Origin of the sequence: Nocardioides thalensis, from assembly GCF_013410655.1 — a bacterium.
Lineage (GTDB): Bacteria > Actinomycetota > Actinomycetes > Propionibacteriales > Nocardioidaceae > Nocardioides > Nocardioides thalensis.
On the sequence record NZ_JACCFP010000001.1, the window covers coordinates 1,452,026 to 1,464,304 of the forward strand.

Below are 12,279 nucleotides of genomic sequence, written 5' to 3' on the forward strand. Positions count from 1 at the left end.
AGGGTGGGTGACACAGGTCAAACAGGCCTCGCAACGCCATCACATTCAGGAGGAACAGGTCATGGGCAAGACCCTGGCGGAGAAGGTGTGGGACGAGCACGTCGTCCGGTCGACCCAGGGGGAGCCGGACCTTCTCTTCATCGACCTCCACCTCATCCACGAGGTCACCAGCCCGCAGGCCTTCGACGGCCTGCGCCTCGCCGGCCGCACCGTTCGCCGGCCTGACCTCACCCTCGCCACCGAGGACCACAACGTCCCGACGGTCGACTGGGACAAGCCGATCGCCGACCCGGTGAGCAAGACGCAGGTCGACACCCTGCGCAGGAACGCCGAGGAGTTCGGCGTCCGGCTGCACCCGCTCGGCGACGTCGAGCAGGGCATCGTGCACGTCGTCGGTCCGCAGCTCGGCCTCACCCAGCCCGGCATGACGATCGTCTGCGGCGACAGCCACACCAGCACCCACGGTGCGTTCGGTGCGATCGCGTTCGGCATCGGCACCTCCGAGGTCGAGCACGTGCTCGCCACGCAGACCCTGCCCCAGGCGAAGCCGAAGACCATGGCCGTGACCGTCAACGGGAGCCTGCCCGACGGCGTCACCGCCAAGGACCTGATCCTGACGCTGATCAGCAAGACCGGCACCGGCGGCGGACAGGGCTACATCGTCGAGTACCGCGGCCAGGCCATCGAGGAGCTCTCGATGGAGGCCCGGATGACGATCTGCAACATGTCCATCGAGTGGGGTGCGAAGGCCGGACTGATCGCGCCCGACCAGACGACGTTCGACTACATCGAGGGCCGCCCCGAGGCACCGAAGGGCGCCGAGTGGGACGCCGCGGTCGCCCACTGGAAGACGCTCGTCACCGACGCCGACGCCGAGTTCGACAAGGAGATCGTCCTCGACGCCGCGGACGTGACGCCGTTCGTCACCTGGGGCACCAACCCCGGCCAGGGCGTGCCGCTGGCCGCGAACGTCCCGGACCCCGCGGACTTCGCGGAGGACAGCGACCGCATCGCGGCGGAGAAGGCGCTCACCTACATGGGTCTCGAGGCCGGTACGCCGATGCGCGACATCAAGGTCGACACCGTCTTCATCGGCTCGTGCACCAACGGCCGCATCGAGGACCTGCGCATCGCCGCCGAGATCATCAAGGGCCACCAGGTCGCCCCGGACACGCGACTGCTCGTGGTGCCGGGCTCCGTGCGGGTGCGGATGCAGGCGCAGGACGAGGGTCTCGACGTGGTCTTCAAGGAGGCCGGCGCTGAATGGCGCGGCGCGGGCTGCTCGATGTGCCTCGGCATGAACCCCGACACCCTCCAGCCCGGCGAGCGCAGCGCGTCCACCTCCAACCGCAACTTCGAGGGCCGGCAGGGCAAGGGCGGACGCACGCACCTGGTGTCCGTCCCGGTCGCTGCCGCCACCGCGATCCGCGGCACGCTCTCCTCGCCCGCCGACCTCGAGCCGGCCACGGCCGCGAACTGAAGGGACCGCTGACATGGACAAGTTCACCCACCACACCGGCGTCGGCGTCCCGCTGAAGCGCAGCAACGTCGACACCGACCAGATCATCCCGGCCGTCTACCTCAAGCGCGTGACGCGCACCGGTTTCGAGGACGGCCTGTTCGCGGCCTGGCGCAACGATCCGGAGTTCGTCCTCAACCAGGACGCCTACAAGGCCGGCACCGTGCTGGTCGCCGGTCCCGACTTCGGAACCGGGTCGTCCCGCGAGCACGCCGTGTGGGCGCTGCAGAACTACGGATTCAAGGCAGTGATCTCCTCGCGCTTCGCCGACATCTTCCGCGGCAACTCCGGCAAGGCCGGGCTTCTCGCCGCCCAGGTCGACGAGAAGGTCGTGCAGCGACTGTGGGACTACCTCGATGACAACCCCGGCGGGGAGATCACCGTCGACCTCGAGAGCAAGACGGTGCGCACTGCCGACGGATCTGTCGAGGACAGCTTCGACATCGACGACTACACGCGGTGGCGGCTGCTCGAGGGCCTCGACGACATCGGCATCACCCTCGGTCACGAGGCGGATATCGCTGCCTACGAGGCGACGCGTCCGAGCTGGAAGCCGGCCACCCAGCACTGATCGGCTACCCGAATCGGTCGAATTCGGCGCCGTAGAGCGAAAAAACCCCGGAAAACACGGCGATGTCGTTGTGACCGTGCCCACGAATGCCTAGCGTGCCGAGCAAGGCGCCGGGCGTGGGCCCGGCCGGAACCGGCCCAGGAACGGCAGGAATGCCGGTCTGGCGGAAGGACACAGCAGTGAACAAGTCTCAGTTGATCGACGAGCTGGCGACACGCTTCGACGGCAACCGCAAGGCGGCGGCCCACGCGCTCGACTCCGTGCTCGACACCATCACGCGCCAGGTGGCGAAGGGTGAGAAGGTCGCCATCACCGGCTTCGGCGCGTTCGAGAAGGCCGTGCGCAACCCGCGCTTCGTGCGCAACCCGCAGACGGGTGCGCGCATCAAGACGAAGAAGAAGGCGGTGCCGAAGTTCACTCCCGGCGCCGACCTGAAGAACGTCATCTCCGGCGCGAAGAAGCTCCCGGCCCTGCCGAAGCCCGCGAAGAAGGCCGCCGCCCCCGCGAAGAAGGCAGCGGCTGCGGTGAAGAAGGCCGCCGCTCCGGCCAAGAAGGCGGCTCCCGCCAAGAAGGCCGCGGCGAAGAAGGCTCCGGCCAAGAAGGCGCCTGCGAAGAAGGCTCCGGCCAAGAAGGCGCCCGCGAAGAAGGCCCCTGCGAAGAAGGCGCCTGCGAAGAAGGCGCCCGCGAAGAAGGCGCCTGCGAAGAAGGCTCCGGTCAAGAAGGCGCCCGCGAAGAAGGCCCCGGCCAAGAAGGCACCCGCCAAGAAGGCCCCGGCCAAGAAGACCGCGAAGAAGTCCTGACGCCTTCGTCTCGTACGTCGGGCCGCACTCCAGCAGGAGTGCGGCCCGTCGTCATTTCCTCGGGTCTCAGGCGACTCCTGCCCGCTCGGTCCAGCCGGTGCGGTCCTTCCAGCCGAACTGGTCGTCCCACGCGATCGCCTTGACGCGGACGGACTTCGGCGGCCCGAAGCAGGACCGGGCGACCGAGAACGTCAGGACGCTGTTGTCGTCGGCGACCTCGGCCGTCTTGTTCCTGCAGACGTAGTTGCTGCCCCCGTCCTCGAAGTCCTTCTTGGTCTGCACGTAGACCTTGCGCTGTCCGTAGATCGACCACGTGACGACGTAGTCGTAGGTCTTCTTCGGGCCGGGTGTGTCGACGCGGATCTCGTACCAGTAGGGCGTCTGGTCCTGTCGCAGCTCGAAGGTGACCCGCTTCGACTTGTGCCGCACCCGGAGCTTGGTGATGTCGTAGCCGTCGGCGTCGCCGGCGGGGTCCCACAGCGTGACGCTCTCGGCCCCGGCGGGGCTCGTCGTGGTCGTCGTCAGGGCCGCGCACGCGAGGAGTGTCGCGAGGACGGTGGCGAGAAGTCTGATGGGGTGGCGCATGGGGTTCCTCTCGGATGGCTCGGATTAGTGGGCTCAACCTGAGGGACGCACGGCCTACACCCGGGGTTGCGTGCGTCCTCCGAGAAGCGTGCGGGTCGCCGTACCCACTCCCAGCTCGGCCGCGGCCCACAGCGCGCCGACGTCGTCGACGTCGCGGCGGAGCGTCAGGAGCTCGCCCTCGATCGCGACCCCACCGGCGGCAGCGTGCGCCGCCGCGGAGTCGACCCCGAAACGCGGGTCGAACGCGTCGTGCGGCGCCGCGTAGAGCGTGGTGCCGGTGCCGTCGGCGTCGACGACGTACGACGCCGCATCCCGCGCCCGGCCGGCGATCTGAGCCAACGCCGCCGCGAGGTCCTCGGTGCGGAGCGCGGGCAGGTCGGCGAGGAGCGCGACCGGGACGGCGTCGGGCCATCGCCCCGCCGCGACGGCGGCTCCGTGCCGCAACGCGGGATTGAGGCCCGGCACCGGTCCGTCGCCGCACGTGTCGGCGCCGAGGGCCGTCAGGGTCGCGGCCAGGCCGGCGTCCTCGGTGACCACGAGCACGCCCACGACACCGTCGGTGTGCAGGCAGGCCGCCACGGTGTCGGTCGCGAAGGCGGCTGCGAGCAGGCTGCGATCGATCCCGTCGAGGTCGCCGAGACGGGACTTGCCGACACCGGGCGACTTCACCGGGACGACGACGACGAAACCCGTCCCGGCAGCGCTCACGCGGCGATTCTGTCAGGGCCGCCGGAGCTGCGTGGCGCCGGTCACCCACGTCCGACCGCCCTAGTACTGTGCAGCCGTGACGGTGCGGAAGATGCGTGAGAAGCGCGGATGGGCCTTCTGGCTCGCAGGTTTCGTCGTGAAGCCGACGCTGCTGGCGACCACCACGCACCGCTGGCTCCACCCTGAGCGGATCCCGGAGACGGGCGGCTGCGTCATCGCGATGAACCACCTGTCGCACGTCGACCCGCTGACCGCGGCGCACGTCGTCTACGACTACGGCCGGCTGCCGCGCTACCTGGCGAAGTCCGGCCTGTGGGGCAACAAGCTGCTCGGCCGGCTGCTCGACGGCGCCGGCCAGATCCCGGTCGAGAGGTCCTCGGGCGGCGCGGGCGCCTATGCGGCCGCCGTCGACGCCGTGCGCGCCGGCAAGCTCATCGTCGTCTACCCGGAGGCGACCATCACCCGAGACCCCGACATGTGGCCGATGCGCGGCAAGTCCGGCGCCGCGCGCATCGCGCTCGAGACCGGTTGTCCGGTCATCCCGGTCGGCCAGTGGGGCGCGCAGGAGATCCTGCCGCCGTACACGAAGCGGCCCCACCTCTTCCCGCGCAAGCCGATCACCATGAGCATCGGGGAGCCGGTCGACCTCGCGGACCTCGCCGCGAAGCCGCGCACCGCGGAGGTCGTCAACGAGGCGACCGAACGCATCATGGCGGCGATCACGCGGCAGCTGGAGGAGATCCGGGGCGAGCAGGCACCGGCCGAGAGATACGACATGCGTGTCCACGGAGACCGCTTCAAGAAGGGTGGTCGATAGCGGATGAGCAACGGGAAGGTCGCCGTCCTCGGTGCGGGATCGTGGGGCACCGCGTTCTCGATGGTCCTCGCCGACGCGGGCAACGACGTCACGATGTGGGCCCGCCGTGAGGAGGTCGCCGCGAGCATCAACGACAAGCGGGAGAACGTCGACTACCTCGCCGGCATCGAGCTCCCGCCGGCGATCAGCGCCACCCACGACCCGGAGCGGGCGCTCGCGGGCGCCGACGTCGTCGTGCTGGCGGTGCCGTCGCAGTCGCTGCGCGACAACCTCCCCGCGTTCCTGCCGTACGTCGAGAGCGACGCCGTCCTGGTGTCGCTCATGAAGGGCGTCGAGCTCGGCACCGTGAAGCGGATGAGCGAGGTGATCGCGGAGGTCGGTGACATCGGTCCCGAGCGGATCGCAGTCATCAGCGGCCCCAACCTCGCGCGCGAGATCGCCCGTCGGGAGCCGGCCGCGTCCGTCGTCGCCTGCGCCGACGAGGACGTCGCGACGATGCTGCAGAGCCGGTGCCACTCACCGGCCTTCCGCCCGTACACCAGCGTGGACGTGCTGGGCTGCGAGCTCGGCGGCGCCTACAAGAACGTCGTCGCCCTGTGCGTCGGCATGGCGGTCGGCCTCGGCTTCGGCGACAACACGACGGCCTCGCTGATCACCCGCGGCCTCGCCGAGACGGCGCGCCTGGCCATGCGTCTCGGCGCCAACCCGCTGACCCTGATGGGTCTCGCGGGCCTCGGTGACCTCGTCGCCACCTGCTCCTCGCCGCTCTCGCGCAACCGCACGTTCGGCGAGAAGCTCGGCCAGGGGATGACCGTCGAGGAGATCTACGCCTCGACCCGCCAGGTCGCCGAGGGCGCGAAGTCGTGCTCCTCGATCCGCGCCCTTGCCGAGCAGTCCGGCGTCGAGGCCCCGATCGTGCAGCACGTCGACGAGGTCCTCGCCGGCGACATCACGACGTCGGAGCTCATGCAGTCCTTCATCCAGCGCGACACCAAGGCCGAGATCGACTGAGCCCTACGGCACAAGCGGGGCCAACGCCCGCTCGAGGTCCGTCCACAGGTCCTCGACGTCCTCGATGCCGACCGACAGGCGGAGCAGCCCCTCGGGAATCGTCGAGGCCTCGGCCTTCCAGCGGCGGCGCCGCTCCAGGGTGGACTCCACACCGCCGAGCGAGGTGGCGTGCACCCACAGCCGGGTGCTGCGCGCCACGAGGTCGGCACTGAAGCCGTCGGCCAGCACCAGGGCGACGATCGCGCCGAACCCGGGGTAGCGCACCTCGACGACGCCGGGGTGATCCGCGAGCCGGCCGGCGATCTCGATCGCGTTGGCCTGCGCGCGCTCGAGGCGCAGGTGCAGGGTGCGCATGCCGCGCAGCGCGAGCCAGGTCTCGAACGGGCCGGGTACGGCGCCGACGAGGTCGCGGCGGGCCTTGAGGGCGCCGGAGACCTCCTCGTCGGAGACGACGAGGGCGCCGAGCTGGACGTCGCTGTGACCGGCGAGGTACTTCGTCGCCGAGTGCACGACGATGTCGGCCCCCAGTGAGAGCGGCTGCTGCAGCAGGGGGGTGGCGAAGGTGTTGTCGACGACGACCCTGACGCCGAGCTCGTGCGCGGCCCGGGCGAGGGTCTCGATGTCGGCGAGCTCGAGCGCAGGGTTGGTCGGCGACTCGATCCAGAGCAGGGCGCAGTCCTCGTCGGCCTTCATCGCGCCGATGACCGCGTCGGTGTCGGCGATGTCGACCAGGTGGGCGTGCAGCCGGCCGCGCGCCTCGAGGTCGGCGAGCGCCATGATCGTGCCGCTGTAGGCGTGCTGCGGCGCCACCACGCCGGCGCCGGGGCCGACCAGGTCCAGGACGGTCGTCGCCGCGGCCATGCCCGACGCGAACGCCAGCGCGCGCCCGCCCTCGAGCGCGCCGAGCACCTCCTCGAACGCCGACCAGGTCGGGTTGCCGTAGCGCCCGTACTCGACGTCGCCCGCCGCGACGTACGTCGACGCCATCGTGATCGGCGGGTTGAGCGGCGCGTCGGGCTGTCGGGCCGGTCGGCCCCCGGTGACGGCGATGGTGGCGGGGCGGACGTCGATCGGGTGGTCGGGGTGGGAGGGCTCGTCGGACATGCCACAACGGTAGGGTCAACGCCGATGAACGCCGCTACCGACCGTCGGATCCGTGTCGCTGTCGTCTTCGGCGGCCGCTCCAGTGAGCACGCCATCTCGTGCGTGACCGCGGGGAGCGTGCTCCAAGCGCTGGATCCCGACCGCTACGAGGTGATCCCGATCGGCATCGCCACCGACGGCAGGTGGGTGCTCGAGTCCGGCGACGTCGAGCGGCTGCAGCTCAAGGGCGCCGACGAGCTGCCCTCGGTCGATGGCGCCCGACCACCGGTCGCCCTCGGCCGTACGGCGTCCGGCGCCGGCCTGGTCGTCAGCGAGCCGTCCGCACCGCCGCGCGAGCTCGGTGACGTCGACGTGGTCTTCCCGCTGCTCCACGGCCCCTGGGGCGAGGACGGCACCCTCCAGGGGCTGCTCGAGATGGCGGGCGTCCGCTACGTCGGCGCCGGGGTGCTCGCCTCGGCCGTCAGCATGGACAAGGCCTACATGAAGGTCGTCCTCGCCGCCGCCGGCCTGCCGGTGATGCCGAGCACCACCACCACCGCGCGGGAGTGGGAGCGCGACGAGCTCGCGGTGCGCGAGCGCTGCGACCGGCTGGGCTACCCGCTCTTCGTCAAGCCCGCCCGCGGCGGGTCCAGCATCGGCATCGCCAAAGCGCACGACGCCGGCGAGCTCGCCGACGCGATCGAGGGCGCGCTCGCCCACGACCCGAAGGTGCTGATCGAGGTCTCGGCCGAGGGCGCCCGCGAGATCGAGTGCGGCGTGCTCGAGACGCTCGACGGCGACGTCGAGACCAGCGTCCCCGCGGAGATCCGGATCACCGGCGACCACGAGTTCTACGACTTCGAGGCCAAGTACGTCCCCGAGGAGGCGACCGAGCTCGACGTGCCGGCCGTCCTCGACGAGGAGACGACCGCCCGGATGCGCGCCCTGTCGGCCGATGCCTTCCGCGCGGTCGGCTGCGAGGGCCTCGCCCGCGTCGACTTCTTCGTGATGCCCGACGGCTCCCTGGTGGTCAACGAGCTCAACACGATGCCCGGGTTCACGCCGCTGTCGATGTTCCCGCGGATGTGGGCCGCCACCGGGCTGGAGTACGGCGCGCTCGTCGACCGCCTGGTCGGGCTGGCGCTGCAGCGGGGGACCGGGCTGCGCTGACGGCCGCCGGAGAGCAGGGCTCAGAAGTCGCAGCGGCCGACGCTCTCCAGCGTCTCCTTCACGATCGGGCTGAGTACGCCGGTCGCGGCGGCGGTGGCCTCGGGCCAGTGGTCGTCGGGGATCTCGACCCGCACGCGCGGGCGGCTCCACGCGCTGGTCATCACCACGTCGACGGGCTCGTCGCCGTACGTCTCCGCCGGGACGAACCAGTCGATGCCGGCCACGGACTCGCACGGGGCGCCCTTCGCGAACCCGGCGGGCTCGCCGACGCCGCAGGTGATCACGATCGCCGGGTCGCCGTACGCCGCGCCGGGAGCATCGGCAGGCTCGACCTCGACGCGGTCGAGGCCGGACAGGGTCTCCGGCAGGGCGTCGACGAACTCCGCGCAGGCCTCGGCGTCCGCCTCCGAGAGGTCGGGAGAGTTGATCTGTGGGGGATTGCCGCAGGCGGTGAGGAGGACGAGGAGGAGCGCGACGAGCGCGCCCGCGCAGCTACGCTCGCTTCGCTCACTCCGCTCCGCTGCGCGCCCCACCCCGCTGACGCTACGAATCTCTTGTTCTCAGATGTGAACGACGGGGCACGTGAGCGTGCGCGTGATGCCGTCGAGGTTCTGCACCTTCGACACCACCAGCTTGCCGAGCTCGTCGACGTTGCGGGCCTCGGCGCGCACGATGACGTCGTAGGGGCCGGTCACGTCCTCGGCGAGGGTCACACCCTTGATCTTGGCGATCGCCTTGGCGACCTCGGCGGCCTTGCCCACGTCGGTCTGGATCAGGATGTAGGCCTGCACCACCATTGGTCGCTCCTCGGCTCGGTCGGCTGGTTCGACGCACCAACCTACCGTCACCCCCGCCGATGTCACGAGTCCGCGCGTTCTGGTGGGATGGGCCCATGGCTGACCCCGCGCCCGACCCCGCGCTTCGTGACCAGACCCTCGCCGACATCGGCGAGTTCGGCCTGATCAGCCGGATCGACGAGCTGGTCGCGCGGCTGGCTCCGGGGGAGCAGGTGCTGGTCGGTCCGGGCGACGACGCGGCGGTGCTGCGGGTGCGCAACGGGCACGTCGTGGTCTCGACCGACGTGATGGTCGAGGGCCGGCACTTCCGGCGGGAGTGGGTGGACGCCGTCGACGTGGGCCACCGCGCCGCGGCCCAGAACCTGTCCGACATCAACGCGATGGGCGGCCGGGCCACCTGGCTGACCGTCGGCCTCGCGGCGCCGAAGGACCTCCCGGCCCAGTGGGCGCTCGACTTCACCCGCGGGTTCGCCGAGGAGTGCGCGTCGGTGGGCGCTGGCCTGGTCGGAGGCGACCTCACCAGCGCCGACCAGGTCGTCATCAGCGTCACCGTCCTCGGCGGCTGCACCGTGTCGCCCGTGCTGCGCTCCGGCGCGCGTCCCGGCGACGTCGTCGCGCTCGCCGGCCGCCAGGGCTGGGCCGCCGGCGGGCTCGCCGTGCTGGGCCGCGGCTTCCGGTCCCCGCGGGTCCTGGTCGACGCGTATCGCAGGCCGGAGCCGCCGTACGACGCCGGGCCGGCCGCCGCCGACGCGGGCGCCACCTCGATGATCGACGTCTCCGACGGGCTGCTCGCCGACGCGCTCCACGTCGCCCGCGCCTCCGGTGTCGTGATCGACGTCGACACCGCGGCGTTCGAGGTGCCCGAGCCGCTCCAGGCCGTCGCCGCCGCGACCAACTCCGACCCGCTCGGGCTGATCCTCGGCGGGGGCGACGACCACTGCCTGCTCGCGACGTTCCCCGCCGACGTCGCCCTCCCGGACGGCTGGCGCGCGGTCGGCATCGTCCGCGAGCCGGGCGCCGACGGTCCCACGGTCATCGTCGACGGCGCGGCGTACGAAGGACCGACCGGGTGGACGCACTTCTAGCCGACGAACCGCCACGGTTGGTCGGTCGAGCCGGCAATTGGCAACGCCGCCCGGGCCAGAGGCCGAGCGGCGTTGACGGTTCGTTCAACCAACCGTGCCGGTTCGTCGGGTCAGCGGGTGACCTTGCCGGACTTCAGGCAGCCGGTGCAGACGTTCATGCGCTTCGGGGTGCCGTTGACGACAGCGCGCACACGCTGGATGTTGGGGTTGAAGCGGCGCTTGGTGATCTTGCGCGACCACGGCCGGTTGTTGCCGAAGGCCGGCTTCTTGGCGCAGATGTCGCACACGGCAGCCACGGTGACTCCTTGGGTTGGAACGGTCTCAAGTCAGGGGTGCCCGGCTTCGGGCAACCGGAACAGATTAGCCGACGACCGCCTCGCGGCTGAAATCCGCGGGGACCTCCGCCGCCCACTACTCTCAGCAGGATGGACGACGGGACGGAGGAGCGCACGTCGGCGGGGAGCCCGTCGGGCGGCGCCGTGGGCGGCATCGCCCTCGAGAGCGTCCTCCGGTTCGTGGACATCGCCGTCGACGCCCTCGGTGACGCGCGCGAGGAGATCGACGCCCTCAACGTCTACCCGGTGCCCGACGGCGACACCGGCACCAACATGTACCTGACGATCGCCGCGGCGCGCGACGCGATCCGCGAGGCGCAGGACGAGGGGCGCGAGGCCGCGCTGGCGGCGTTGGCCCGGGGCGCGCTGCTCGGCGCCCGCGGCAACTCCGGGGTGATCCTCAGCGAGATGCTCGGCGCGATCGCCCGACGCATCGGCGCTGCGACGCCCGGCGACCGCAACGCCGAGGTGATGGCCGAGGCCCTCCACCAGGCCACCGAGGCGAGCTATGCCGCGGTCGGCGAGCCGGTCGAGGGCACGATGCTCACCGTGCTGCGCGCGGCGAGCGAGGCGGCCCGCACGGCCGCAAAGGATCCGGCGGTCCGCTCCCGCGACGTCTTCACCACCGCGGCGGCGGCAGCGCGTGAGGCCCTCGGCCACACGCCCGAGCAACTCGACGTGCTCGCCCGCGCCGGCGTCGTCGACGCCGGCGGCCGCGGCATCTGTGTGATCCTCGACGCGGCCGAGACGGTGCTGACTGGCCACCGGCCGGTCCCGGTGACCGCCCCGCTCGGCAGCCACGCGATCCCGGTGCCGCACCTCCCGCACGACGGCGCGGGCGACCTGAGCGCCGACGGCCCCGCCTACGAGGTCATGTACCTCCTCGACAGCCCCGACGGCGAGATCCCGCGGGTCCGGGCCCGGCTGGCCGAGCTCGGCGACAGCGTGGTGGTGGTCGGCGGCGAGGGGCTGTGGAACGTCCACGTCCACACCGACGACGTCGGGGGCGCGATCGAGGCGGCCCTCGAGGTCGGCCGGCCGCACCGGATCCGGGTGACCCACTTCGTGCAGCAGGTGGCCGCGCAGACGGCGGCGCGGGCCGGCGAGCGACCGGCCCCGGCCGTCCTGGCCGGGCCGCGCCGGGTGGTCGCGGTCGCCGCCGGGCCGGGCCTGGCAGAGCTGTTCGCCGAGGCGGGGGCCGAGGTGGTCGAGGGCGCGCCGGGACGACGCGCCTCCGCCGGTGAGCTGCTCGCCGCGATCACCCGCTGCGGCGCGAGCGAGGTCGTCGTACTGCCCAACGACGAGGACACGGTTCGTACGGCGCGGATGGCCGCGAGCACCGCTGAGGTCGACCATCCCGGCCTGCGCGTCGCCGTGATCCCGACCCAGGCGCAGGTCCAGGGCCTGGCCGCGCTGGCGGTCCACGAGCCGGGCCGCGCGTTCGACAGCGACGTGACCGAGATGACCGCGACCGCGCGGCACGTGCGCCACGGCGCCGTCACGACCGCCGCGCGGACGGCGATGACGACGGCCGGACCCTGCGAGGTGGGCGACGCCCTCGGGGTGATCGCCGGTGACTTCGCGGTGGTGGGCAGCGACCTCGCGCGCGTCGCCGTGGTCGTCGTGGAGCGGCTGCTGGCGGCCGGTGGCGAGCTGGTCACGCTGGTCCGCGGCCGCGAGAACGGCGAGATCGCCGACCACGTGTCGGCGTGGGTGGAGGAGATGCACCCCGGTGTCGACGTCGTGGTGTACGACGGGGGGCAGGAGCGCTACCCGCTGCTCCTGTCCGTCGAGTGAG

Annotated in this window: 14 protein-coding genes; 8 read left to right on the forward strand and 6 right to left on the reverse strand. The window is 71.8% G+C overall.

Features of this window, described 5'->3' with window-relative positions; all coding sequences use genetic code 11:
- Positions 1-61: 61 nt before the first annotated feature.
- The 3 genes from leuC (at position 62) to HNR19_RS07200 (ending at position 2,890) form a co-directional block, all read left to right on the forward strand.
- Positions 62-1,480 (forward strand): 3-isopropylmalate dehydratase large subunit, encoded by a 1,419-nt coding sequence (gene leuC / locus HNR19_RS07190; protein ID WP_179667274.1) that lies wholly within the window; start codon positions 62-64, stop codon positions 1,478-1,480.
- Between the two features lie 13 nt (positions 1,481-1,493).
- Complete coding sequence (leuD, locus tag HNR19_RS07195) at positions 1,494-2,090, forward strand: 3-isopropylmalate dehydratase small subunit (protein WP_179667275.1); 597 nt, start codon at positions 1,494-1,496, stop codon at positions 2,088-2,090.
- Positions 2,091-2,269: 179 nt separating this feature from the next.
- Positions 2,270-2,890 (forward strand): HU family DNA-binding protein, encoded by a 621-nt coding sequence (locus HNR19_RS07200; RefSeq protein WP_179667276.1) that lies wholly within the window; start codon positions 2,270-2,272, stop codon positions 2,888-2,890.
- Positions 2,891-2,956: 66 nt separating this feature from the next.
- Here the strand turns inward: HNR19_RS07200 and HNR19_RS07205 are convergent, their stop codons facing one another.
- Positions 2,957-3,475 carry a hypothetical protein gene (locus HNR19_RS07205; RefSeq protein WP_179667277.1) on the reverse strand — a complete coding sequence of 173 codons (519 nt, stop codon included), beginning with the start codon at positions 3,473-3,475 and terminating at the stop codon, positions 2,957-2,959.
- A 54-nt stretch (positions 3,476-3,529) separates the two neighbouring features.
- Positions 3,530-4,183, reverse strand: coding sequence for a CofC family guanylyltransferase (locus tag HNR19_RS07210; RefSeq protein WP_179667278.1), 654 nt, complete (start codon positions 4,181-4,183; stop codon positions 3,530-3,532).
- A gap of 76 nt (positions 4,184-4,259) precedes the next feature.
- On the opposite strand from HNR19_RS07210, the gene HNR19_RS07215 reads away from it, so the two are divergent.
- Positions 4,260-5,000, forward strand: coding sequence for a lysophospholipid acyltransferase family protein (locus HNR19_RS07215; RefSeq protein ID WP_343047093.1), 741 nt, complete (start codon positions 4,260-4,262; stop codon positions 4,998-5,000).
- A gap of 3 nt (positions 5,001-5,003) precedes the next feature.
- The gene (locus HNR19_RS07220) at positions 5,004-6,011 is read left to right on the forward strand and encodes an NAD(P)H-dependent glycerol-3-phosphate dehydrogenase (protein ID WP_179667279.1); all 1,008 of its coding nucleotides are present in this window, start codon (positions 5,004-5,006) and stop codon (positions 6,009-6,011) included.
- Positions 6,012-6,014: 3 nt separating this feature from the next.
- On the opposite strand, the gene HNR19_RS07225 is transcribed toward HNR19_RS07220, so the two are convergent.
- Positions 6,015-7,115 (reverse strand): trans-sulfuration enzyme family protein, encoded by a 1,101-nt coding sequence (locus HNR19_RS07225; RefSeq protein WP_179667280.1) that lies wholly within the window; start codon positions 7,113-7,115, stop codon positions 6,015-6,017.
- A 24-nt stretch (positions 7,116-7,139) separates the two neighbouring features.
- On the opposite strand from HNR19_RS07225, the gene HNR19_RS07230 reads away from it, so the two are divergent.
- On the forward strand, positions 7,140-8,264 hold the full coding sequence (locus HNR19_RS07230; RefSeq protein ID WP_179667281.1) for a D-alanine--D-alanine ligase family protein: 1,125 nt from the start codon (positions 7,140-7,142) through the stop codon (positions 8,262-8,264).
- A 20-nt stretch (positions 8,265-8,284) separates the two neighbouring features.
- Here the strand turns inward: HNR19_RS07230 and HNR19_RS07235 are convergent, their stop codons facing one another.
- A complete protein-coding gene (locus HNR19_RS07235) occupies positions 8,285-8,797 on the reverse strand; it encodes a DUF3515 family protein (protein WP_179667282.1) in 513 nt (170 codons plus the stop codon).
- 27 nt (positions 8,798-8,824) lie between these two features.
- Complete coding sequence (locus HNR19_RS07240; protein ID WP_179667283.1) at positions 8,825-9,061, reverse strand: Lrp/AsnC family transcriptional regulator; 237 nt, start codon at positions 9,059-9,061, stop codon at positions 8,825-8,827.
- A gap of 95 nt (positions 9,062-9,156) precedes the next feature.
- On the opposite strand from HNR19_RS07240, the gene HNR19_RS07245 reads away from it, so the two are divergent.
- The gene (locus tag HNR19_RS07245; RefSeq protein WP_179667284.1) at positions 9,157-10,146 is read left to right on the forward strand and encodes a thiamine-phosphate kinase; all 990 of its coding nucleotides are present in this window, start codon (positions 9,157-9,159) and stop codon (positions 10,144-10,146) included.
- Positions 10,147-10,256: 110 nt separating this feature from the next.
- On the opposite strand, the gene rpmB is transcribed toward HNR19_RS07245, so the two are convergent.
- A complete protein-coding gene (gene rpmB, locus HNR19_RS07250; protein WP_179667285.1) occupies positions 10,257-10,442 on the reverse strand; it encodes a 50S ribosomal protein L28 in 186 nt (61 codons plus the stop codon).
- A gap of 129 nt (positions 10,443-10,571) precedes the next feature.
- Between rpmB and HNR19_RS07255 the strand changes: the two genes are divergently transcribed.
- On the forward strand, positions 10,572-12,278 hold the full coding sequence (locus HNR19_RS07255) for a DAK2 domain-containing protein (RefSeq protein ID WP_179667286.1): 1,707 nt from the start codon (positions 10,572-10,574) through the stop codon (positions 12,276-12,278).
- The last annotated feature ends 1 nt before the right edge of the window (position 12,279 follow it).

Bases quoted from the DNA above. Each gene is read 5' to 3' on its own strand.
- leuC (WP_179667274.1), top strand. From the start codon at position 62: ATGGGCAAGACCCTGGCGGAGAAGGTGTGGGACGAGCACGTCGTCCGG.
- leuD (WP_179667275.1), top strand. From the start codon at position 1,494: ATGGACAAGTTCACCCACCACACCGGCGTCGGCGTCCCGCTGAAGCGC.
- HNR19_RS07205 (WP_179667277.1), bottom strand. From the start codon at position 3,475: ATGCGCCACCCCATCAGACTTCTCGCCACCGTCCTCGCGACACTCCTC.
- HNR19_RS07220 (WP_179667279.1), top strand. From the start codon at position 5,004: ATGAGCAACGGGAAGGTCGCCGTCCTCGGTGCGGGATCGTGGGGCACC.
- HNR19_RS07225 (WP_179667280.1), bottom strand. From the start codon at position 7,115: ATGTCCGACGAGCCCTCCCACCCCGACCACCCGATCGACGTCCGCCCC.
- HNR19_RS07230 (WP_179667281.1), top strand. From the start codon at position 7,140: ATGAACGCCGCTACCGACCGTCGGATCCGTGTCGCTGTCGTCTTCGGC.
- HNR19_RS07240 (WP_179667283.1), bottom strand. From the start codon at position 9,061: ATGGTGGTGCAGGCCTACATCCTGATCCAGACCGACGTGGGCAAGGCC.
- HNR19_RS07245 (WP_179667284.1), top strand. From the start codon at position 9,157: ATGGCTGACCCCGCGCCCGACCCCGCGCTTCGTGACCAGACCCTCGCC.
- HNR19_RS07255 (WP_179667286.1), top strand. From the start codon at position 10,572: ATGGACGACGGGACGGAGGAGCGCACGTCGGCGGGGAGCCCGTCGGGC.